Source organism: Pseudomonas sp. RA_105y_Pfl2_P56, from assembly GCF_963970845.1.
Lineage (GTDB): Bacteria > Pseudomonadota > Gammaproteobacteria > Pseudomonadales > Pseudomonadaceae > Aquipseudomonas > Aquipseudomonas baetica_A.
In genome coordinates this window covers 11990-32144 of sequence record NZ_CAXAPL010000054.1, presented here as the reverse complement: position 1 = coordinate 32144, position 20155 = coordinate 11990, and the positions used below count along the sequence as shown (strand labels likewise).

General features: G+C 59.7%; 17 protein-coding genes and 1 pseudogene. All 18 read right to left on the bottom strand.

Annotated features, from left to right (window positions below; translation table 11 throughout):
- Positions 1 to 147, bottom strand: a pseudogene (locus AACY11_RS25740) (IS5/IS1182 family transposase); the annotation flags it as partial.
- A 116-nt stretch (positions 148 to 263) separates the two neighbouring features.
- Positions 264 to 1727, bottom strand: coding sequence for an NADH-quinone oxidoreductase subunit NuoN (gene nuoN, locus AACY11_RS25735; RefSeq protein WP_008082842.1), 1464 nt, complete (start codon positions 1725 to 1727; stop codon positions 264 to 266).
- Between the two features lie 7 nt (positions 1728 to 1734).
- Positions 1735 to 3267 carry an NADH-quinone oxidoreductase subunit M gene (gene nuoM / locus AACY11_RS25730; RefSeq protein WP_339496009.1) on the bottom strand — a complete coding sequence of 511 codons (1533 nt, stop codon included), beginning with the start codon at positions 3265 to 3267 and terminating at the stop codon, positions 1735 to 1737.
- Positions 3268 to 3306: 39 nt separating this feature from the next.
- Positions 3307 to 5160, bottom strand: a complete 1854-nt coding sequence (gene nuoL, locus AACY11_RS25725; protein ID WP_339434124.1) for an NADH-quinone oxidoreductase subunit L — start codon at positions 5158 to 5160, stop codon at positions 3307 to 3309.
- Positions 5157 to 5465: an NADH-quinone oxidoreductase subunit NuoK gene (nuoK, locus tag AACY11_RS25720; RefSeq protein ID WP_003223790.1), complete on the bottom strand. Its 309-nt coding sequence runs from the start codon at positions 5463 to 5465 to the stop codon at positions 5157 to 5159. The genes nuoL and nuoK overlap by 4 nt, the downstream gene beginning before the upstream one ends.
- A gap of 3 nt (positions 5466 to 5468) precedes the next feature.
- On the bottom strand, positions 5469 to 5969 hold the full coding sequence (nuoJ, locus tag AACY11_RS25715) for an NADH-quinone oxidoreductase subunit J (RefSeq protein WP_339434123.1): 501 nt from the start codon (positions 5967 to 5969) through the stop codon (positions 5469 to 5471).
- 9 nt (positions 5970 to 5978) lie between these two features.
- On the bottom strand, positions 5979 to 6527 hold the full coding sequence (gene nuoI / locus AACY11_RS25710; RefSeq protein ID WP_221610035.1) for an NADH-quinone oxidoreductase subunit NuoI: 549 nt from the start codon (positions 6525 to 6527) through the stop codon (positions 5979 to 5981).
- 11 nt (positions 6528 to 6538) lie between these two features.
- Positions 6539 to 7546 (bottom strand): NADH-quinone oxidoreductase subunit NuoH, encoded by a 1008-nt coding sequence (nuoH, locus tag AACY11_RS25705; RefSeq protein ID WP_339434122.1) that lies wholly within the window; start codon positions 7544 to 7546, stop codon positions 6539 to 6541.
- Positions 7543 to 10257, bottom strand: coding sequence for an NADH-quinone oxidoreductase subunit NuoG (gene nuoG, locus AACY11_RS25700; protein ID WP_339434121.1), 2715 nt, complete (start codon positions 10255 to 10257; stop codon positions 7543 to 7545). The genes nuoH and nuoG overlap by 4 nt, the downstream gene beginning before the upstream one ends.
- A gap of 136 nt (positions 10258 to 10393) precedes the next feature.
- The gene (nuoF, locus tag AACY11_RS25695) at positions 10394 to 11749 is read right to left on the bottom strand and encodes an NADH-quinone oxidoreductase subunit NuoF (RefSeq protein WP_339496008.1); all 1356 of its coding nucleotides are present in this window, start codon (positions 11747 to 11749) and stop codon (positions 10394 to 10396) included.
- Positions 11746 to 12243 carry an NADH-quinone oxidoreductase subunit NuoE gene (nuoE, locus tag AACY11_RS25690; protein ID WP_007920186.1) on the bottom strand — a complete coding sequence of 166 codons (498 nt, stop codon included), beginning with the start codon at positions 12241 to 12243 and terminating at the stop codon, positions 11746 to 11748. Before nuoE ends, nuoF begins: the two co-directional genes overlap by 4 nt.
- A 2-nt stretch (positions 12244 to 12245) precedes the next feature.
- Complete coding sequence (nuoC, locus tag AACY11_RS25685; RefSeq protein ID WP_339434120.1) at positions 12246 to 14030, bottom strand: NADH-quinone oxidoreductase subunit C/D; 1785 nt, start codon at positions 14028 to 14030, stop codon at positions 12246 to 12248.
- A gap of 73 nt (positions 14031 to 14103) precedes the next feature.
- Entirely contained in the window at positions 14104 to 14778 is a 675-nt protein-coding gene (locus AACY11_RS25680; protein WP_221730388.1) for a NuoB/complex I 20 kDa subunit family protein, read from the bottom strand.
- Positions 14779 to 14788: 10 nt separating this feature from the next.
- Entirely contained in the window at positions 14789 to 15202 is a 414-nt protein-coding gene (locus AACY11_RS25675; RefSeq protein WP_003223812.1) for an NADH-quinone oxidoreductase subunit A, read from the bottom strand.
- Between the two features lie 551 nt (positions 15203 to 15753).
- Entirely contained in the window at positions 15754 to 17079 is a 1326-nt protein-coding gene (gene aceA / locus AACY11_RS25670; RefSeq protein ID WP_016775277.1) for an isocitrate lyase, read from the bottom strand.
- A gap of 475 nt (positions 17080 to 17554) precedes the next feature.
- Entirely contained in the window at positions 17555 to 18292 is a 738-nt protein-coding gene (locus AACY11_RS25665) for a secretin N-terminal domain-containing protein (RefSeq protein ID WP_339434119.1), read from the bottom strand.
- Positions 18293 to 18531: 239 nt separating this feature from the next.
- Positions 18532 to 18957: a GNAT family N-acetyltransferase gene (locus tag AACY11_RS25660; protein WP_007920197.1), complete on the bottom strand. Its 426-nt coding sequence runs from the start codon at positions 18955 to 18957 to the stop codon at positions 18532 to 18534.
- A complete protein-coding gene (locus AACY11_RS25655) occupies positions 18950 to 20119 on the bottom strand; it encodes a ribosomal protein uL16 3-hydroxylase (RefSeq protein WP_339434118.1) in 1170 nt (389 codons plus the stop codon). Before AACY11_RS25655 ends, AACY11_RS25660 begins: the two co-directional genes overlap by 8 nt.
- Between the last annotated feature and the right edge of the window lie 36 nt (positions 20120 to 20155).

The following is a 20155-nucleotide window of genomic DNA, read 5'->3' as shown; positions in this document are numbered from 1 at the left end:
CGCTTTGTCAAAGCCCAGTTGCACCAGATCCAGCTTGGCGACGTAGAGGTCGATCACACGAACGAGGTGATCCTCGGGGATCAGTTCCTCCAGCGAGGCCGGGAACACGCTGGTCTGGCTGCGGGACACTCCTTGGATGTAGGCCATAACGAAAAATGCTCCGTATCTTTCGATACGGAGCATTTTCATTGAGCGCTGCGCAGATTGCTAGGTTTTCACACAGTCTGCGAAGGTGCCGTTTTCATGTCTAGCCAGCCGAACAATCAGCCAGCCAGACCCGCCTGCTGCACCAGTGTCAGCAATGGTTGCGGGTAAACGCCGAGGAAGAAAGCAACCAGGGCGATGGCCAGCAGCATCACGCCGCCTGCCTTCTGTTCCCAGTGCAATTGCGCATCGTGGCGGCGCAGGTTCGGCTCGATCAGGTACAGGGTGACCATCACGCGCAGGTAGTAGAAGACGCCAATGGCGCTGCCCAGTACCAGCGAACCTACCAGCCACCATTGGTGCGATTCGACACCGGTGGCGATGATGTAGAACTTGCCGATGAAGCCGGCAGTCAGCGGGATACCGGCCAGGGACAGCATCATCACGGTCAGGACGGCGGTCAGGTACGGACGGCGCCAGAACAGGCCGCGGTACTCATACAGTGCATCGGCGTCGCGGCCGTTGTACGGCGAGGACATCAGAGTGATCACGCCGAACGCGCCGAGGCTGGTGATCACGTAGGTGACCAGGTAGACGCCGATGGCTTCCACTGCCAGACCCTTGCTCGCCACCAGTGCAATCAGCAGGTAGCCGAAGTGCGCGATGGACGAGTAACCGAGCAGACGCTTGAGGTTGCTCTGGGTCAAGGCCAGCAGGTTACCGAACAGGATCGAGGCAATCGCGATGACGGTCAGCACGTCGCTCAGTACACCACTGCTCGCGGCAGGGGAGATCTGGAACAGACGCACCATCACCGCAAACACGGCCACTTTTGAAGCGGTCGCAAGGAACGCAGCCACCGGTGCTGGAGCACCTTCATACACGTCCGGCGTCCACAGGTGGAACGGTACCAGCGACAGCTTGAACGCCAGACCGATCAGCATCATGCCCAGGCCCAGTTGCGCCAGCGAGCTTGGCAGGCCGGTCGCGGCCAGCGCTTGACCGATACCGACGAAGCTCAGCGAACCGGAGTCTGCGTACAGCAGCGCCATACCAAACAACAGGAACGCGGAACCGGCGGCCGACAGCACCATGTATTTGATGCCGGCTTCCAGCGAACGCTTGTTGAAGAAGGCGTAGGCCACCAGACCGTAAACCGGTACCGAGAGCAGTTCCAGACCGATGAACAAACCGGCCAGGTGCTGCGCGCTGACCAGAACCAGACCACCGGCGGCGGCCATCAGGATCAGCAGGTACAGTTCTTCACGGTTGCCCGGGTAACCCGAACCGCCATCGCCCAGGTAGGCGTGGGCGAGGGTGACGCAAGCGAGGGTGGCGACCAGGATCAGCGCCATGTACAGGCAAGCGAACGAGTCGATTTGCAGCAATGGCGTTACGGCCAGAGGCGCGACTTTCAGGGCTGGCAGGATCGACAGCAAGGCCAGGTTCAGACCAGCCACCGAGATCAGGAAGGTCTGCGAGTGGTTGCGGCGCCAGGCGATTGCCAGCATCACCACGATAATGGTGAGGCTGGTGATCAACAGTGGCGCAAGCGCAATAAAGTGTTGAATCGTAAATTCCATAGCGCTCTTACCGGGCCGAAGCGAGTTGAGTGAAGGCGGTGCCGAGCCACTGCTGTACGCCATGCATCGTGGCGGCAGAAGTGTCGAGGAACGGTTGCGGGTAGACGCCGAGGTAAATCAGCAGTACCGCAAGGCCCAGCACCATGATCAGTTCGCGAGCGTCCATGCCGTGCAGGATCGAATCCGATTTGGACGGACCGAAATAAGCACGGTGGATCATGATCAGCGAATAGACCGAGCCGAACACCAGACCGGAAGTGGCAATCGCAGTAATCCACGGCCAGCTCGCGAAGGAGCCGATCAGGATCAGGAACTCACCGACAAAGTTACCGGTACCCGGCAGACCCAACGAAGCGGCTGCGAAGAACAGGCTGATCGCTGGCAGATAAGCGATACGCGACCACACACCGCCCATCTCACGCATGTCACGAGTGTGCAGACGCTCGTACAACTGACCGCTGAGGATAAACAGTGCCGCCGCCGATACACCGTGCGCGAGCATCTGGATCACAGCGCCTTGCAGCGCCAGTTGGCTGCCGGAGTAGATGCCGATCAACACGAAGCCCATGTGGGAAACGGACGAGAAGGCGATCAGACGCTTGATGTCGGTTTGCGCGAAAGCGAGGAACGCACCGTAGAAGATCCCGATCAGACCAAGGGTCATGGCGATCGGCGCGAACTCGGCCGAGGCATTCGGGAACAGCGGCAGGGCGAAACGCAGCAGACCGTAGGCCGCGGTTTTCAGCAAGATACCGGCGAGGTCGACGGAACCGGCAGTCGGCGCCTGGGCGTGGGCATCAGGCAACCACGAGTGGAACGGTACGACCGGCAGCTTGACCGCGAAGGCGATGAAGAAGCCGAGCATCAGGATGTACTCGGTGGTCATCGACATCTTGGTTTTCAACAGGTCGGCGTAGTTGAAGGTAATCACGCCGGTGTTGTTGAAGTTGACCAGCACCAGACCAAGGATCGCCACCAGCATGATCAGGCCGGACGCCTGAGTGAAGATGAAGAACTTGGTGGCGGCGTAGATCCGGGTTTTCTTGCCGTCCGAAGAACTGTGACCCCAGAGCGCGATGAGGAAGTACATCGGCACCAGCATCATTTCCCAGAAGAAGAAGAACATGAACAGGTCGAGGGCGAGGAACACGCCGACAACGCCGCCCAGGATCCACATCAGGTTCAAGTGGAAGAAGCCAACGTGACGTTGAATCTCTTTCCACGAGCAGAGTACCGAGAGGATACCCAGCAGGCCGGTCAGCAGGATCATCAACAGCGACAGGCCGTCGAGGGCCAGGTGCACGTTGATGCCGAAGCGCTGGATCCAGACGTGCTTGAACTCAAGCGCCCAGGTCGGATCGGCGCCAGGCGCCGGAGCAAATGAATAGTCACCGTGGGCCCACAGCCAGAGGCCGAGGGCGAGTTCCAGGGTCATGGTCAACAGCGCAATCCAGCGGGGCAGGGTAGCGCCGAAGCGCTCACCCATCCAGCACAGCAGGCCGCCGATGAAGGGGATCAGGATTAGCCAAGGCAGAATCATGACGGGCTCGTTTCCTTTCGCAAATTCGCAAGGTTCATATCAGACCGCTACCAGCACGATGGCGCCGATTACCAGCACGGCACCAGCAGCCATGGAAGCCGCATACCAACGCAGTTGACCGGTCTCGGTGCGACTCAGGGCAGTGTGACCGCCCTTGGCCATACGCGGGATCAGACCGATGGTCTGGTCGAGCGGGTCTTTGCGCAGTACGTGGCTGATCGCAAGGTAAGGCTTGACGAACAGTTTGTCGTAGATCCAGTCGAAGCCCCAGGCAGCGAACCACCAGGCCGAAAGGAAACGGCCGATGCCGCTGTTGGCGATTGCCGTCACGAAGCGACGCTTGCCGAGGAACAGCAGGGCCGCCAGCAGGATACCGGCCAGGGCGATGGCGCCCGACGCGATTTCCAGGCTGTGCTTGGCTTCGCCACCCGCATGACCAACGCTTTGCGGCAGTACGCCGTGCAGCGGTGGCACGATCATGGCGCCGACGAATGTCGACAATACGATCAGCACCGACAGTGGCAGCCAGTGAGCGATGCCGTGACCGGCGTGAGCTTCGGTCTTGGCTTCACCGTGGAACGTGATGAAGATCAGGCGGAAGGTGTACAGCGAGGTCATGAACGCACCGACCAGGCCGGCATAGAGCAAGCCGTGATTGCCGCTGGCGAACGCTTCCCAGAGGATTTCGTCCTTGGAGTAGAAGCCTGCGGTCAACAGTGGCAGGGCGGACAACGCCGCGCCGCCGACGATGAAGCTGGCGTAGGCCAGTGGCAGTTTCTTCCACAGACCGCCCATCTTGAAGATGTTCTGCTCGTGGTGGCAGGCAACGATCACCGCACCGGAAGCCAGGAACAGCAGGGCCTTGAAGAAGGCGTGGGTCATCAGGTGGAAAATCGCGCCATCCCATGCACCGACGCCCAACGCCAGGAACATGTAGCCGATCTGGCTCATGGTCGAGTAGGCGAGGATACGTTTGATGTCGGTTTGCACCAGTGCTGCGAAACCTGCCAGCACCAGCGTCACACCGCCCACGATGCCAACCAGGTGCAGGATGTCCGGCGCCAGGGTGAACAGACCGTGGGTACGGGCGATCAGGTAGACACCGGCGGTTACCATGGTGGCAGCGTGGATCAGTGCCGAAACCGGCGTCGGGCCAGCCATCGCGTCCGCGAGCCAGGTTTGCAGTGGCAGTTGTGCCGATTTACCGACCGCACCGCCCAGCAGCATCAGGGTCGCCAACGTGATCCAGAAATCGCCGACCTGGAATTTCTGCGGTGCCAGCACCAGCAGTTCCTGGATGTTCAACGTGCCCACTTGCTGGAACAGGATGAACAGGCCGATGGCCATGAACACGTCGCCGATGCGGGTCACGATGAAGGCCTTGAGTGCGGCGTTCCCGTTGTTGCGGTTGCTGTAGTAGAAACCGATCAACAGGTACGAGCACAGGCCCACGCCTTCCCAGCCGAAGTACAGGAACAACAGGTTATCGCCCAGTACCAGGAACAGCATGCTGGCGATAAACAGGTTGGTGTACGAGAAGAAGCGCGAGTAACCCGCTTCGCCGCGCATGTACCAGGACGCGAACAGGTGGATCAGGAAACCTACACCGACAACCACGCCGAGCATGGTGATCGACAGGCCATCGACGTAGAGGGCGAAGTCAGGCTTGAAGCCTTCGACCGCCATCCACTTCCACAGTACCAGCGTGTAGTGACCGCCTTCGGGTGGCGCGACGTTGAATTGCCAGATGACGTAGGCGGCGACAATCGCCGACAAGCCAATGGAACCCACGCCGATCAGCGCCGAGAGGTTTTCCGACCAGCGTCCACGGGAGAACGACAGCAGCAGGAAACCGATCAGAGGGAATACGAAAGTCAGAAAGATAAGATTCATCCGCGCATCTCACTGGCAGCGTCGATATCGAGCGTGTGGAAGCGGCGATACAGTTGCAGCAGGATCGCCAGACCAATACTGGCCTCGGCGGCTGCAAGGCTGATCACCAGGATGAACATGATCTGTCCATCCGGCTGGCCCCAACGGGCGCCTGCAACAATGAACGCCAGTGCCGAGGCGTTCATCATTACTTCCAGACTCATCAACACGAACAAAATGTTGCGGCGGACCATCAGGCCGACCAGACCAAGGCAGAACAGGATGCCGGCGACGGCTAATCCATGTTCGAGAGGGATAGCAGGCATGTCTTACTCCTTCGCCTCGTTACGGCCCAAATGGAACGCCGTGACGGCTGCGGCGAGCAGCAGCATCGAGGCGAGTTCGACCACCAGCAGATACGGGCCGAACAGGCTGACGCCCACGGCTTTTGCATCGACGGTGGTGTGGCCGATGGCCTGACCGCTCTGGTGAGCGAACAGCACATACAGCAGTTCGGCCAGCAGCAGCGCGGCGAGAATCACCGGCCCTGCCCAGATGCCGGGCTTGAGCCAGGTACGTTCCTGCTGAACCGAGGCCGGGCCCAGGTTCAGCATCATCACCACGAACACGAACAGCACCATGATGGCGCCGGCGTAGGCGATCACTTCCAGCACGCCGGCGAACGGGGCGCCGAGTGCGAAGAAGGTCATGGCCACGGCGATCAACGAGATGATCAGGTAGAGCAGGGCGTGCACAGGGTTGGTGTTGGTGATCACGCGTAGCGTGGACACAACAGCGATACCCGATGCGAAATAGAAAGCGAATTCCATCGTTCTTCCTTAAGGCAGCAAGCTCTTCACGTTGATCGGTTCGGCTTCGTTCTGCGCGGAGCCTTTCGGCTTGCCAGCGATTGCCATACCTGCAACACGATAGAAGTTGTAATCAGGGTTTTTGCCGGGGCCGGAGATCAACAGATCTTCTTTCTCGTACACCAGGTCCTGACGTTTGAACTCGGCCATCTCGAAATCCGGCGTCAGCTGGATCGCGGTGGTCGGGCAGGCTTCCTCGCAGAGACCGCAGAAAATGCAGCGCGAGAAGTTGATACGGAAGAAGTCCGGGTACCAGCGACCGTCTTCGGTTTCAGCTTTCTGCAGCGAGATGCAACCGACCGGGCAAGCCACGGCGCACAGGTTGCAGGCTACGCAACGCTCTTCGCCATCGGGGTCACGGGTCAGGACGATGCGGCCACGGTAGCGTGGCGGCAGGTAGACCTGCTCTTCCGGATATTGCAGGGTGTCGCGCTTGCGAAAGCCATGGCCGAAGACCATGACCAGGCTGCGCAACTGGGTACCAGTACCCTTAACGATGTCGCCAATATATTTGAACATGGGTCAAATCCTCACTGAACCGCAACCGCAGGTGTGTTCCACAACACAACCGCAGCGGTTATCAGCAAATTGATCAGGGTCAGTGGCAGGCAGAATTTCCAGCTGAAATCCATCACCTGGTCATAACGCGGGCGCGGAATGGAAGCGCGCAGCAGGATGAACAGCATGATGAAGAACGCGGTCTTCAGTGCGAACCAGACGAACGCCAGTTGCGGCAGGATGCCGAACGGACCGTGCCAGCCACCGAAGAACAGGGTGACCAGCAGCGCCGAGATCAGGATGATGCCGATGTATTCACCGACGAAAAACATGCCCCATTTCATACCGGCGTATTCAATGTGGTAACCGTCAGCCAGTTCCTGTTCCGCTTCCGGCTGGTCGAATGGGTGACGGTGAGTCACGGCGACGCCAGCGATGAAGAAGGTACAGAAGCCGAAGAACTGCGGAATGATGAACCACAGGTTCTGCGCCTGGTACTCGACGATGTCGCGCATGTTGAACGAGCCGACCTGAACCACGATGCCCATCAGGGCCAGGCCCATGAACACTTCGTAGGACACGGTCTGCGCCGAGGCACGCAAGCTGCCGAGCAGGGCGAACTTGTTGTTGCTCGACCAGCCGGCGAACAGCACCGCGTAGACCGACAGACCGGCCATGGCGAAGAAGAACAGCAGGCCGATGTTCAGATCCGCCACGCCCCAGGTCGGGGTGATCGGGATGATCGCAAACGCGATCAGCAGGGCGGACATGGCCACCACCGGCGCCAAAGTGAAGATCACTTTGTCGGCAAACGGCGGGGTCCAGTCTTCCTTGAAGAACATCTTGAGCATGTCTGCGGCGATCTGGAACATACCAAACGGGCCAACGCGGTTCGGACCGTAACGGTCCTGCCACCAGCCCAGCAGGCGACGCTCGACAAAGCTGAGCAACGCACCCGCGACCACAACGGCCAGCAGAATCACGATGGCTTTGACGACCGAGAGGATCACATCGATCACTTCAGGGGTGAACCAGGTCATTGCGCTGCCTCCTGCAGACCGTCGACGGATACGCCGGCGAATGCCGGTGGAATGCCAGCGATGCCCGCAGGCAATGCCACCAGACCTGCGCCCAGTTCTTCATTGATACGCAATGGCAGACGCAGGGTCTGGCCGGCCACGTTCAGGCTCAGCAGGGCACCGTCGTTGACACCCAGGCGATCGGCTTCGGACTTGGCCAGTGCAACGTATGGCGCCGGAATGCGCTCTTGCACCGGGGCGGCTTTCGAAGAGTTCTCTTCGCTGCCGAACAGGTGGAAGAACGGCACGGCTTGCCAAGTACCCGGCGCCGGGTTGAACGCACGCGGCGCAGCGGCGAACCAGTTCAGCGAATCGCCAGTGCTTTCGATCAGGCGGGTACCCGGGTCGCCAGCGCGGATGTGACCACCGACTTCGTCCTGGAACTTGTTCCAGGCCTGCGGCGAGTTCCAGCCCGGCGACCAGGCGAATGGCACCTGCTGACGCGGTTCGACGGAGCCCGAGTAACCTTCCATGGAGAAGGCGAACGCGGTGTCTTTGTCTTGCGGAGTACGCGGTTCGTGAACGCTGATGTCGGCGCGCATCGCGGTGCGACCGGAATAACGCAGCGGCTCACGCGCCAGTTTCAGACCCTTGATGCGAAACGCAGCAGACGGTGCAGCGTCGACGATACGTGCCAGTTGCTCGGTGCTCGACGCCACGGCCGCGGTGACGTGGTCCAGTTGCGTCCAGTCGATCGGCTGGTTCAGCAGGGTCGAGCGCAGGGCGTGCAGCCAGCGCCAGCCTTCGTGAACCAGAATGCTTGCGTCCATGTATTGCGGGTCGAAAACCTGGAAGAAGCGCTGGGCGCGACCTTCCTGGCTGACCAGCGTACCGTCGCCTTCAGCGAAGCTGGCCGCCGGCAGAACCAGATGCGCGCGGTCGCTGGTGGCGGTCTTCTGATGGTCGGCAACGATCACCACTTTCGCAGCGTTCAGTGCGGCATCGACCTTGGCTTTCGAGGTGCGGGTGTACAGGTCGTTTTCCAGCACGACGATGGCGTCAGCCTGGCCGTCGATCACGGCTTGCAGCGCAGCATCCACCGATTCGCCACCGAGCATGGCCAGACCGAGGCTGTTGGCTTCCGACACGATCAGGCTGATCGAGCCGTTCTTCTCGCGCAGCTTCAGAGCCTTGGCGATGTTTGCCGCCGCTTCGATCAGGGCTTTGGAGCCCAGCGAAGTACCGGCGATGATCAGCGGACGCTTGGCTTTGATCAGGGCGTCGGCAATGCGCTTGGCCAGTTCCAGAGCTTCAGCGTCCAGACCTTCAACGGCAGGGGCGCTGGCATCCAGAGCGTGAGCCACGGCGAAACCGATGCGCGCCAGATCGTCGGGAGCGGCGTGAACGCACTCTTCGGCGATGTCGTCGAGCTTGGTTTCAGCCAGGCTGGCGATGAACAGCGGGTTCAGCGCGTGCTGACCGATGTTTTTCACAGCGGCGTCGAGCCATGGCTGGACGCGCATGGCTTCGGCCATGTCTTCAGCCTTGCCTTTGACCGACTGACGCAGGGCCAGGGCCATACGGGCGGCGGTCTGGGTCAGGTCTTCACCGAGGACGAATACGGCGTCGTGGTCTTCGATGTCGCGCATGTTCGGCACGGGCAACGGGCTGTCTTTGAGCACTTGCAGAACCAGACGGATGCGCTCTAGTTCGGACGCTTCGATACCAGAGTAGAAGTGCTCGGCGCCAACCAGTTCACGCAGCGCGTAGTTGCTTTCGAGGCTGGCACGCGGCGAACCGATACCGACGATGTTGCGCCCGCGCAGCAGATCGGCAGCCTTGTCCAGCGCCTGATCCAGGCCCAGTTTCGTGCCGTCGGCCAGCAGCGGCTGACGTGGACGGTCGGTGCGGTTGACGTAGCCATAACCGAAACGGCCACGGTCGCACAGGAAGTACTGGTTCACCGAACCGTTGAAACGGTTTTCGATGCGACGCAGTTCGCCGTAGCGCTCGCCCGGAGAGATGTTGCAACCGCTCGAGCAGCCATGGCAGATGCTCGGCGCGAACTGCATGTCCCATTTACGGTTGTAGCGCTCGGAGTGAGTCTTGTCGGTGAACACACCGGTCGGGCAGACCTCGGTGAGGTTGCCGGAGAACTCGCTTTCGAGGGTGCCGTCTTCAACGCGACCGAAGTACACGTTGTCGTGGGCGCCGAACACCCCGAGGTCGGTGCCGCCGGCGTAGTCCTTGTAGAAACGCACGCAGCGGTAGCAAGCGATGCAGCGGTTCATTTCGTGGGAAATGAACGGGCCCAGTTGCTGGTTCTGGTGGGTGCGTTTGGTGAAGCGATAACGGCGCTCGTTGTGGCCGGTCATCACGGTCATGTCTTGCAGGTGGCAATGACCGCCTTCTTCGCACACAGGGCAGTCGTGCGGGTGGTTGGTCATCAGCCATTCGACAACACTGGCGCGGAACGCCTTGGATTCTTCATCGTCGATGGAGATCCAGGTGTTGTCGGTGGCAGGTGTCATGCAGGACATGACGATGCGACCACGGGTGTCGTTCTCGTCGGTGTACTGCTTGACCGCACACTGGCGGCAGGCCCCGACGCTACCAAGCGCGGGGTGCCAGCAGAAATAAGGGATGTCGAGGCCCAGCGACAGACATGCCTGTAACAGGTTGTCTGCCCCGTCGACTTCGAGCGCTTTGCCGTCTACGTGGATAGTGGCCATGGTTCAAAGGTCTTCGTTGGCCCGGTGTCAGCGGGCGTGGCTAATGGAATCTTGTTATCCGTCCGAATCCAGTCAGCCCCGAAAGGCGTCATCGGACGAAAGGCGAAGGGCACGGACCCTTCGCCTTTTTAAGCGTTTACGCGCCGATTACGATCGGCCTTGCCAGAGGCGGGACGGCGGCGCTGACTGGCGCGATACCGGCTTCGAACTCTGGACGGAAGTATTTGATGGCACTGCCCAACGGCTCCACGGCACCCGGTGCGTGAGCACAGAAGGTCTTGCCCGGGCCGAGGAAGTTGACCAGCCCCAGCAGGGTCTCGATGTCGCCTGGCTGACCGCGGCCTTCTTCGATGGCCATCAAGAGCTTGACGCTCCATGGCAAGCCATCGCGGCACGGGGTGCAGAAACCGCACGACTCGCGAGCGAAGAACTGCTCCATGTTGCGCAGCAGCGAGACCATGTTGACGCTGTCGTCCACCGCCATGGCCAGGCCGGTACCCATACGGGTGCCCACTTTGGCGATGCCGCCGGCGTACATTTGGGCGTCGAGGTGTTCAGGCAGGAGGAAACCGGTACCGGCGCCACCTGGCTGCCAGGCCTTGAGCTTGAAGCCGTCGCGCATGCCGCCGGCGTAGTCTTCGAACAGCTCGCGACCGGTCACGCCGAACGGCAGTTCCCACAGGCCAGGATTCTTCACCTTGCCGGAGAAGCCCATGAGCTTGGTGCCCATGTCTTCGCTGCCTTCGCGGGCCAACGATTTGTACCAGTCAACGCCGTCGGCAATGATCGCCGGCACGTTGCACAGGGTTTCAACGTTGTTCACGCACGTCGGCTTGCCCCACACGCCCACGGCGGCAGGGAAGGGCGGCTTGGAGCGCGGGTTGGCACGGCGGCCTTCGAGGGAGTTGATCAGTGCGGTTTCTTCACCGCAGATGTAACGCCCGGCGCCGGTGTGGACGAACAGTTCGAAATCAAAACCGCTGCCCAGAATGTTCTTGCCCAGCAGGCCTGCTGCCTTGGCTTCTTCCACGGCACGGTTGAGGTGCTTGGCGGCGGTGGTGTATTCGCCACGCAGGAAGATGTAGCCACGGTAGGTTTTCAGTGCGCGAGCACTGATCAGCATGCCTTCGATCAGCAGATGGGGCAGTTGCTCCATCAGCATGCGGTCCTTCCAGGTATTCGGCTCCATTTCATCCGCGTTGCACAGCAGGTAGCGGATGTTGATGGATTCGTCTTTGGGCATCAGGCCCCACTTCACGCCAGTGGGGAAGCCTGCACCGCCGCGACCTTTGAGGCCTGCGTCTTTCACGGTCTGGACGATGTCGTCCTGAGCCATGTCGGCGAAGGCTTTGCGCGCAGCGGCGTAACCGTTCTTGGCCTGGTATTCGTCGAGCCATACGGCTTCGCCGTCGTCACGCAGACGCCAGGTCAGCGGGTGAGTCTCGGCCGAACGCTTGATGCGGTTGGCCGGGCCGAAAGATGTCAGGGTCATACGTAGCCCTCGAGCAGTTTGGCAACGCCAGCAGGCTGCACATCACCAAAGGTGTCGTCGTCGATCATCAGCGCCGGTGCCTTGTCGCAGTTGCCGAGGCAGCAGACAGGCAGCAGGGTGAAACGACCGTCGGTGGTGGTCTGACCCAGGCCGATGCCCAGATTGTTCTGGATTTCGCTGACCACCGACTCGTGGCCGCCGATGTAGCAGACCATGCTGTCGCAGACGCGAATGATGTGACGGCCGACCGGCTGACGGAAAATCTGGCTGTAGAACGTCGCCACACCTTCAACGTCGCTGGCCGGAATGCCGAGGATCTCGCCGATCGCGTACAAGGCGCCATCTGGCACCCAGCCGCGTTCTTTCTGAACGATCTTCAAGGCTTCGATCGACGCCGCGCGCGGGTCTTCGTAGTGATGCAGCTCGTGCTCGATGGCCGAGCGCTCGGTTTCACTGAGGGTGAAACGGTCTGTCTGGATAAGCGTGCTGTTCATGCTTAGCGGTCCACGTCGGCCATAACGAAGTCGATACTACCCAGGTACGCAATCATGTCCGCGACCATGCTGCCTTTGATCACCGAAGGGATCTGTTGCAGATGCGGGAAGCTTGGAGTGCGGATCCGGGTACGGTAGCTCATGGTGCCGCCGTCGCTCGTCAGGTAATAACTGTTGATGCCCTTGGTCGCTTCGATCATCTGGAAGGATTCGTTGGCCGGCATGACCGGGCCCCACGAAACTTGCAGGAAGTGCGTGATCAGGGTTTCGATGTGCTGCAGCGTGCGTTCTTTGGGCGGCGGCGTGGTCAGCGGGTGATCCGCCTTGTACGGGCCTTCCGGCATGTTGCGCATGCACTGGTCGATGATCTTGATGCTTTGGCGCATCTCTTCGACGCGGACCATGCAGCGATCATAGGCATCGCCATTGGCCGCCAGCGGCACTTCGAACTCGAAGTTTTCGTAGCCGGAGTATGGACGCGCTTTACGCAGGTCGAAGTCGCAACCGGTCGAACGCAGGCCCGCACCGGTGACGCCCCATTCCAGGGCTTCTTTGGTGTTGTACTGGGCAACGCCGATGGTACGACCTTTGAGGATGCTGTTCTGCAGTGCCGCCTTGGTGTATTCGTCGAGGCGTTTTGGCAGCCATTCAACGAAATCTTTCACCAGTTTTTCCCAGCCGCGTGGCAGGTCGTGTGCGACGCCGCCGATGCGGTACCAGGCCGGGTGCAGACGGAAACCGGTAATGGCTTCAATCACCGTGTAAGCCTTCTGGCGGTCGGTGAAGGTGAAGAACACCGGGGTCATCGCACCAACGTCCTGGATGTAAGTACCCAGGAACAGCAGGTGGCTGGTGATCCGGAAGAACTCGGCCATCATGATGCGGATGACGTCGACCTTCTCTGGCACCTTGATGCCGGCCAGCTTCTCGACCGAGAGCACGTACGGCAGGTTGTTCATCACACCGCCGAGGTAGTCGATACGGTCGGTGTAAGGAATGAAGCTGTGCCAGGACTGACGCTCGGCCATCTTCTCGGCGCCACGGTGGTGGTAACCGATGTCCGGCACGCAGTCGACGATCTCTTCACCGTCCAGTTGCAGGATGATGCGGAACGCACCGTGAGCCGAAGGGTGGTTCGGCCCCAGGTTGAGGAACATGTAGTCCTCGTTCGGCCCGGAACGCTTCATGCCCCAGTCTTCAGGGCGGAAGCGCGCGGCTTCTTCCTCAAGCTGTTGTTTGGCCAGGTTCAGGCTGTACGGATCGAATTCGGTGGCGCGCGCCGGGAAGTCCTTGCGCAGCGGGTGACCTTCCCAGGTCGGCGGCATCATGATGCGCGACAGGTGCGGGTGGCCTTTGAAGTCGATGCCGTACATGTCCCAGACTTCGCGCTCGTACCAGTTGGCGTTTGGCCAGATGCTGGTGACGGTCGGCAAGCTCAGGTCGCTTTCGGACAAGGCGACCTTGATCATCACGTCACTATTACGCTCAAGCGACATGAGGTGATAGAACACGGTGAATTCGGCGTCCGAAGGCAGCCCTTGACGCTTGGTGCGCAGACGCTCGTCCACGCCGTGCAGGTCATAGAGCATGACGTACGGCTTGGGCAGGTTGCGCAGGAAAGTCAGGACTTCGACGAGTTTGGCGCGCGCCACCCACAGCACCGGCATACCGGTGCGGGTCGACTGAGCGGTGAACGCTTCGGCGCCAAAACGGTTGTTCAATTCAACGACCACATCCTGGTCGTCTGCCTTGTAAGGCGGGATGTACAGAGCGCTGCCTGTAGTCATGGTTATTTTTTCGCTTTCGGTCAACGTAAAGAATGAAGCCAGCTTCTCGTTTCTTTGTCAGAACAGATCTGGATCAGACTTCGTCAGGGCTGCGCAGGTTGGTGACTGCGATTCGCTGTTCGCGGCGCGCATCCTTCTGCGAAGGCATGTCGGCGCGATATACGCCTTGATCGCCAACGACCCAGGAAAGCGGACGACGCTCCTTGCCAATCGATTCCTGCAAGAGCATCAAGCCTTGCAGAAATGCTTCCGGACGAGGAGGGCAGCCAGGTACGTAGACGTCCACGGGCAGGAACTTGTCCACCCCTTGAACCACAGAGTAGATGTCGTACATGCCGCCGGAGTTGGCGCACGAACCCATGGAAATCACCCACTTCGGCTCGAGCATCTGCTCGTAGAGACGCTGGATGATCGGCGCCATCTTGATGAAGCAGGTTCCGGCGATAACCATGAAGTCGGCTTGACGCGGCGATGCCCGAATCACTTCGGCGCCAAAGCGCGCGATGTCGTGGGGCGCCGTGAAGGCGGTGGTCATTTCCACGTAGCAGCACGACAAGCCAAAGTTGTACGGCCACAGGGAGTTCTTGCGTCCCCAGTTGACCGCGCCACTCAGCACGTCTTCCAGCTTGCCCATGAAAATGTTTTTGTGAACTTGATCCTCTAACGGATCGGAAACGGTTTCCCGTTCGCCAATCGGATACTGCTCGTTAGGAGCATCGGGGTCGATCCTGGTGAGATTGTATTGCATTGCCAAAGCCTCATTGTTTCAGCTTCGCTTGCCTCTTGCGACGAGCTTCCGGAGCCCAGTCAAGGGCGCCCACTCGGAACAGGTAGACAAGACCTGCCAACAGAATTGCTATGAAAACGAGAGCTTCGACGAATCCGGTCCAGCCGCTTTCGCGGACGGACACAGACCATGCAAAGAGAAAGAGGGCTTCGATATCGAAGATCACGAACAGCATCGCGACCAGATAGAATTTGGCTGAGAGCCGCAAGCGGGCGCCACCGGTAGGTAGCATGCCGGACTCGAACGGTTCATTTTTGCTGCGGCCCCAGGCTTTTGACCCGAGGAGGCTGGAGACACCGAGCATGAAGGCACACAGGCCGACTACACCCAGAAGGAAAATGGCAAAGCCCCAGTTGTGGGCCATGAGTCCTGTCGCTTCGGGCATGCTGGTAATCCTTAACAGAGAGCAAAGGTCTCTGAGCTTGATAAAGAAATAAAGCAGTGACGATATGTCGCAGCAATCAATCGCGCTGATTTTATGGCTAAACACCCTGCAAGTAAAATTCCTATAGCGAAATTATTTATTGGAATAAGGACATAGCGCACCTCGAATGCCCCGTAGCCCAAGCATAGCGGGCATTAGCCGGGTTTCTGCGAATTATGTTTTGTAGGAAATGTAACGAACATAGTTACTGCTAAATGATAATTGATATCGTTTGGAGTGATTTTTAAACTGTTTAGCGGGGCAGTAATCAGGAAGTTGTCTTATATGTCCGTTACTGCAAGTAGCGGTATCGCCCGTTTTAAACGATTTTTCTGACGTCCATAGCGCTCTGGATCAATGTTTTTTCAGAAAGATCCTACACAAAACCTGTGGGAGCCTTTGAGATGTTTGCGGGCAAAAAAACGCCCCAAACCAGTCGGGGCGTCAGATGTGCGGCGTTACGGTTAGCTTTCTATCCGGCCCGCAACGGCCGTTTGCTCAGGTGAAGCAGATCAGTGGAACTGCTCTTCTTCGGTCGAACCGGTCAGCGCGGTTACCGAAGACGAGCCACCCTGAATCACGGTGGTCATGTCGTCGAAGTAGCCGGTGCCCACTTCTTGTTGGTGGGCGACGAAGGTGTAACCCTTGGCAGCATCAGCGAATTCCTGCTCTTGCAGCTTCACGTAGGCAGTCATGTCGTTGCGGGCGTAGTCGTGCGCCAGGTTGAACATGCTGTGCCACATGTTGTGAATGCCGGCCAGGGTGATGAACTGGTGCTTGTAGCCCATGGCGGACAGTTCGCGCTGGAACTTGGCGATGGTCGCGTCGTCCAGGTTTTTCTTCCAGTTGAAGGAAGGCGAGCAGTTGTACGACAGCAGTTGGTCCGGGTATTCCTTTTTGATCGCTTCAGCGAAACGACGGGCTTCTTCCAGATCCGGCTTGGCGGTTTCGCACCAGATCAGGTCGGCGTACGGCGCGTAAGCCAGGCCGCGGGCAATTGCCTGGTCCAGACCGGCACGGACCTTGTAGAAGCCTTCCTGAGTGCGCTCGCCAGTCACGAACGGCTGGTCATACGGGTCGCAATCGGAGGTCAGCAGGTCAGCAGCGTTAGCGTCGGTACGGGCCAGAATGATGGTCGGCGTACCGGCAACGTCGGCAGCCAGACGCGCAGCGGTCAGCTTCTGCACGGCTTCCTGGGTAGGAACCAGTACTTTGCCGCCCATGTGACCGCATTTTTTCACGGAAGCCAGTTGGTCTTCGAAGTGAACGCCGGCGGCGCCTGCTTCGATCATGCTCTTCATCAGCTCGTATGCGTTCAGAACGCCGCCGAAACCGGCTTCAGCGTCCGCCACGATTGGCGCGAAGTAGTCGATGTAGCCATCGTCGCCCGGGTTCTTGCCGGCTTTCCACTGGATCTGGTCAGCACGTCGGAACGAGTTGTTGATGCGCTTGACCACGGTTGGCACCGAGTCCACCGGGTACAGCGACTGATCCGGGTACATCGATTCGGCGGAGTTGTTGTCCGCAGCCACCTGCCAGCCCGACAGGTAGATCGCCTGGATGCCGGCTTTGACCTGCTGAACAGCCTGGCCGCCGGTCAGGGCGCCCATGCAGTTGACGAAGTCTTTCTCTGGGCGGAAGGACGGCTTGGCACCCTGGGTGACCAGGTTCCACAGCTTCTCGGCGCCCATTTTCGCAAAGGTGTGCTCAGGTTGAACCGAGCCACGCAGACGGACGACGTCAGCAGCGGAGTAAGTGCGTGTCACGCCTTTCCAGCGCGGGTTTTCAGCCCAGTCTTTTTCAAGGGCTGCAATTTGCTGTTCGCGTGTCAGTGCCATGGAGATAAACCTCGTCGCGTCTTTATGAAAAGTTGTTCTGCGGTGGAAAATTCCTGCGCTCGCTGACCAGAAGCTTAGGTGCTCAAGTCGGATTCGGCGGGGTAGGCGACGGGATGAACGATGGGCTCGAGGGGAAGTGAGCAGGTAAAGGCGCAACTGGCGGGCGCATTCGGGCGTCGTGGGCCTTTATACGAACTGCAGTGTGATGCCGGGTTACCCAATTACGCTTCCGTCCCTCGGGACAACTTCGTTCCAGTCGGCAACCTCGTCAAACACACCTTGTGGGCGGTACAGACACGAAGCGGTTCGCGGGGTGGGTGCGAACATCGTTTCGAAGGCCCTTGCCAGGGCCTCTGATTAGCGGGAGCGAGGCCATCATGCCTTCGCTTTTTTGCCTCGTCAAACGTTTTGTAGTGCTTTTTTTAAAGCACTACATCTTTCGTCTAATACGACTAATCAGTCAATTTTCGGTGCTTTAGTCCAAAGCGTCGACTTTCACCCGTAAAGTCATGTCATCCCGGCCTTGAGTCGCGTAGCTGCGGCTCTGGCTCTGTTTGTCGGACTGGGTTTCACGGTTTATCCCGGCGAGGGTGATCCATTCGCCAAGGCGACCGCTGACCGTTGTGTCGGTACTTTGTACGTTCACTACATCGGGACGTTCCTGGCTCATGCGGTCACGATTGGTGCTGATTGACAGATGAACGATGTCGCCGGTGACGCTGGCGGTGACATAAAAGCCCTGTGTGACGTTGCGATATTGCGTCTGGCTGCTGTAGTCGCCGTACGAGTTGCTCTGGCTGCTGGTGATCGGCACGCTCTGGCCGACCTGGATCAGTGCCGGTGCACCTTCGCTGGCCTGAATCTGCTGAATGCCGCCATCACGGCTGGCGGTGCTGTAGTTGATGATCCGGGTCTGTTGGTCGCCGGTGTTCTGCTGGTTGTTTTCGTTGGTATCGACAGTGATCAGCAGGCGTTTGGGGGCGGTATCGAGTTGGGTGATCAGTGCCTTGAGTTCCTGGATCTTGTCCGGCTCGGCCTTGATGATCAGTTGATTGCCATAGGCGCTGACCTGACCGTCTTTGCTCATGAAGTCTTGCGCCATCGGCAGCATGTCGGCGCTGGTGCGGTACTTGAGGGGCACGATTTCAGTGGCCGCCATCACCGATAAGCTGCAACCGAGCAGCAGGGTGGTGAGCAGGGTGCGTAGGGACATGTCCGTTATCTCCGCTTTTGAAAGGCTTGATATTGCCAGTTTGTCGGCCTGGGGTGGGGCAAGTTGAATCGTAGACAGCAAAACGCCCCGTCATCGGTGGATGGCGGGGCGTTTTGAGATGCGCTCAAGGGCCTCTTCACGAGCAAGCCGGCACACAGTCGATCTCTGCTGGGCACAAAAGCTGTGTTCGCTGGAGATTCCCGGTGGGGCGGCTTGCTCGCGAAAGCCGCGCTGCGGTATCACGCCGAGTGGCGAACCATATCGACATGCGGAATCCCTGCTTCCAGGAACTCCTCGCTGACCAGGTTGAAGCCAAGGCGCTCGTAGAACGCCGTGGCCTGCACCTGTGCGCTGAGCATCTGCTGCTTCAGACCGCGCTCTTCAGCTTCAGCGATGACCGCTTGCATCAGGGCGTCACCGACCTTCATGCCACGCCAGTCTTTGAGTACCGACACGCGACCAATGTGCCCGTCGGGCAGCAGGCGCGCAGTGCCGATCGGAAAGTCGCCTTCGAATGCCAGAAAATGCACGGCGGTCGCGTCATCCGCGTCCCACTCAAGTTCAGGTGGTACCGATTGTTCGGCGATAAACACCGTTTCACGAATGCGCCGGATCTCGGCGATGTCCTTCTGCCAGTCTGCGACACGTACGCGAATTTTATTCATCGGCAAACCCCAGGCTGCCTTGCTTGACCAGTTCACACAGCAGGCCGCGACCGTCTTCATCGCTCAGCCACTCGCCGAGGTTGTCGGTGTGCAAGGCGTCGGCGGCGCAGATCAGTTTCAGCAGTTCGCGCAGCTTGCCTGGCAGATAACGGCTCTGGCCACTGGCGAACAGCAGCAGATCGTCATCGACTTCCGACCAGGCCAGACGCGCGCTTGGGTTGCGGACCAGCACGGCGCCATCTTGCAGAGCGCTGAGGAAGTCTTCTTCTTCGACATCTTCCGGGCCGGCCACCAGTTCCGGGTAGCGTGGCTCGGTCATGTACTGGCCGAACCAGGTCAGCAACAGGCGTTCGTCGCTCATGTGTTCGGCGAGCAGGGCTTTCAGGCGATCCAGTGCGTCGTGTTGAATCTGGTGCGGGTCGCTGGCCGGCTGCGCGTCGGCATCGGTGTAGCGCTCTTCGTCAGTCAGGAACTGGCTGAGGAAGTCGGTGAAGTGGGTCAGTACTTCAGAGGCGCTTGGGGCGCGGAAGCCGACCGAGTAGGTCATGCAGTTATCCACGGCCACGCCGCAGTGGGCCAGGCGCGGCGGCAGGTAGAGCATGTCGCCCGGTTCCAGAACCCACTCTTCGGTTTCGTGGAATTCGGCGAGGATGCGCAGATCCGCGTGTTGCAGCAGCGGGCTCTCGGAGTCGCACATCTGGCCGATTTTCCAGTTGCGCTTGCCGTGACCCTGCAGCAGGAACACGTCGTAGTTATCGAAGTGCGGACCGACGCTGCCACCCGGCGCGGCGAAGCTGATCATCACGTCGTCGACGCGCCAGCTCGGCAGGAAGCGAAAGTTTTCCAACAGTTCGCTGACTTCTGGCACGAACTGGTCGACCGCTTGGACCAGCAGGGTCCACTCTTTTTCCGGCAGCTTGCTGAATTCGTCTTCAGCGAACGGGCCGCGACGCAGTTCCCATGGGCGCTCGCCGTGCTCGATCACCAGGCGCGACTCGACTTCTTCTTCCAGGGCCAGGCCGGCCAGTTCGTCGGCGTCGATCGGGCTTTCGAAATCAGGAATCGCCTGACGGATCAGCAGTGGCTTTTTCTGCCAGTAGTCGCGCAGGAATTCGCGCGCCGTGAGGCCGCCCAGAAGTTGAAGAGGAATATCGGAATTCATATGTAACCTATTGAAAAAAAGCACTTTTCAGACGGG

What these genes read in the sequence shown, in the direction of transcription:
- nuoN (WP_008082842.1), bottom strand. Translation starts at nt 1,727, where the DNA reads ATGGAATTTACGATTCAACACTTTATTGCGCTTGCGCCACTGTTGATC.
- nuoM (WP_339496009.1), bottom strand. Translation starts at nt 3,267, where the DNA reads ATGATTCTGCCTTGGCTAATCCTGATCCCCTTCATCGGCGGCCTGCTG.
- nuoL (WP_339434124.1), bottom strand. Translation starts at nt 5,160, where the DNA reads ATGAATCTTATCTTTCTGACTTTCGTATTCCCTCTGATCGGTTTCCTG.
- nuoK (WP_003223790.1), bottom strand. Translation starts at nt 5,465, where the DNA reads ATGCCTGCTATCCCTCTCGAACATGGATTAGCCGTCGCCGGCATCCTG.
- nuoJ (WP_339434123.1), bottom strand. Translation starts at nt 5,969, where the DNA reads ATGGAATTCGCTTTCTATTTCGCATCGGGTATCGCTGTTGTGTCCACG.
- nuoI (WP_221610035.1), bottom strand. Translation starts at nt 6,527, where the DNA reads ATGTTCAAATATATTGGCGACATCGTTAAGGGTACTGGTACCCAGTTG.
- nuoH (WP_339434122.1), bottom strand. Translation starts at nt 7,546, where the DNA reads ATGACCTGGTTCACCCCTGAAGTGATCGATGTGATCCTCTCGGTCGTC.
- nuoG (WP_339434121.1), bottom strand. Translation starts at nt 10,257, where the DNA reads ATGGCCACTATCCACGTAGACGGCAAAGCGCTCGAAGTCGACGGGGCA.
- nuoF (WP_339496008.1), bottom strand. Translation starts at nt 11,749, where the DNA reads ATGACCCTGACATCTTTCGGCCCGGCCAACCGCATCAAGCGTTCGGCC.
- nuoE (WP_007920186.1), bottom strand. Translation starts at nt 12,243, where the DNA reads ATGAACAGCACGCTTATCCAGACAGACCGTTTCACCCTCAGTGAAACC.
- nuoC (WP_339434120.1), bottom strand. Translation starts at nt 14,030, where the DNA reads ATGACTACAGGCAGCGCTCTGTACATCCCGCCTTACAAGGCAGACGAC.
- AACY11_RS25680 (WP_221730388.1), bottom strand. Translation starts at nt 14,778, where the DNA reads ATGCAATACAATCTCACCAGGATCGACCCCGATGCTCCTAACGAGCAG.
- AACY11_RS25675 (WP_003223812.1), bottom strand. Translation starts at nt 15,202, where the DNA reads ATGCCCGAAGCGACAGGACTCATGGCCCACAACTGGGGCTTTGCCATT.
- aceA (WP_016775277.1), bottom strand. Translation starts at nt 17,079, where the DNA reads ATGGCACTGACACGCGAACAGCAAATTGCAGCCCTTGAAAAAGACTGG.
- AACY11_RS25665 (WP_339434119.1), bottom strand. Translation starts at nt 18,292, where the DNA reads ATGTCCCTACGCACCCTGCTCACCACCCTGCTGCTCGGTTGCAGCTTA.
- AACY11_RS25660 (WP_007920197.1), bottom strand. Translation starts at nt 18,957, where the DNA reads ATGAATAAAATTCGCGTACGTGTCGCAGACTGGCAGAAGGACATCGCC.
- AACY11_RS25655 (WP_339434118.1), bottom strand. Translation starts at nt 20,119, where the DNA reads ATGAATTCCGATATTCCTCTTCAACTTCTGGGCGGCCTCACGGCGCGC.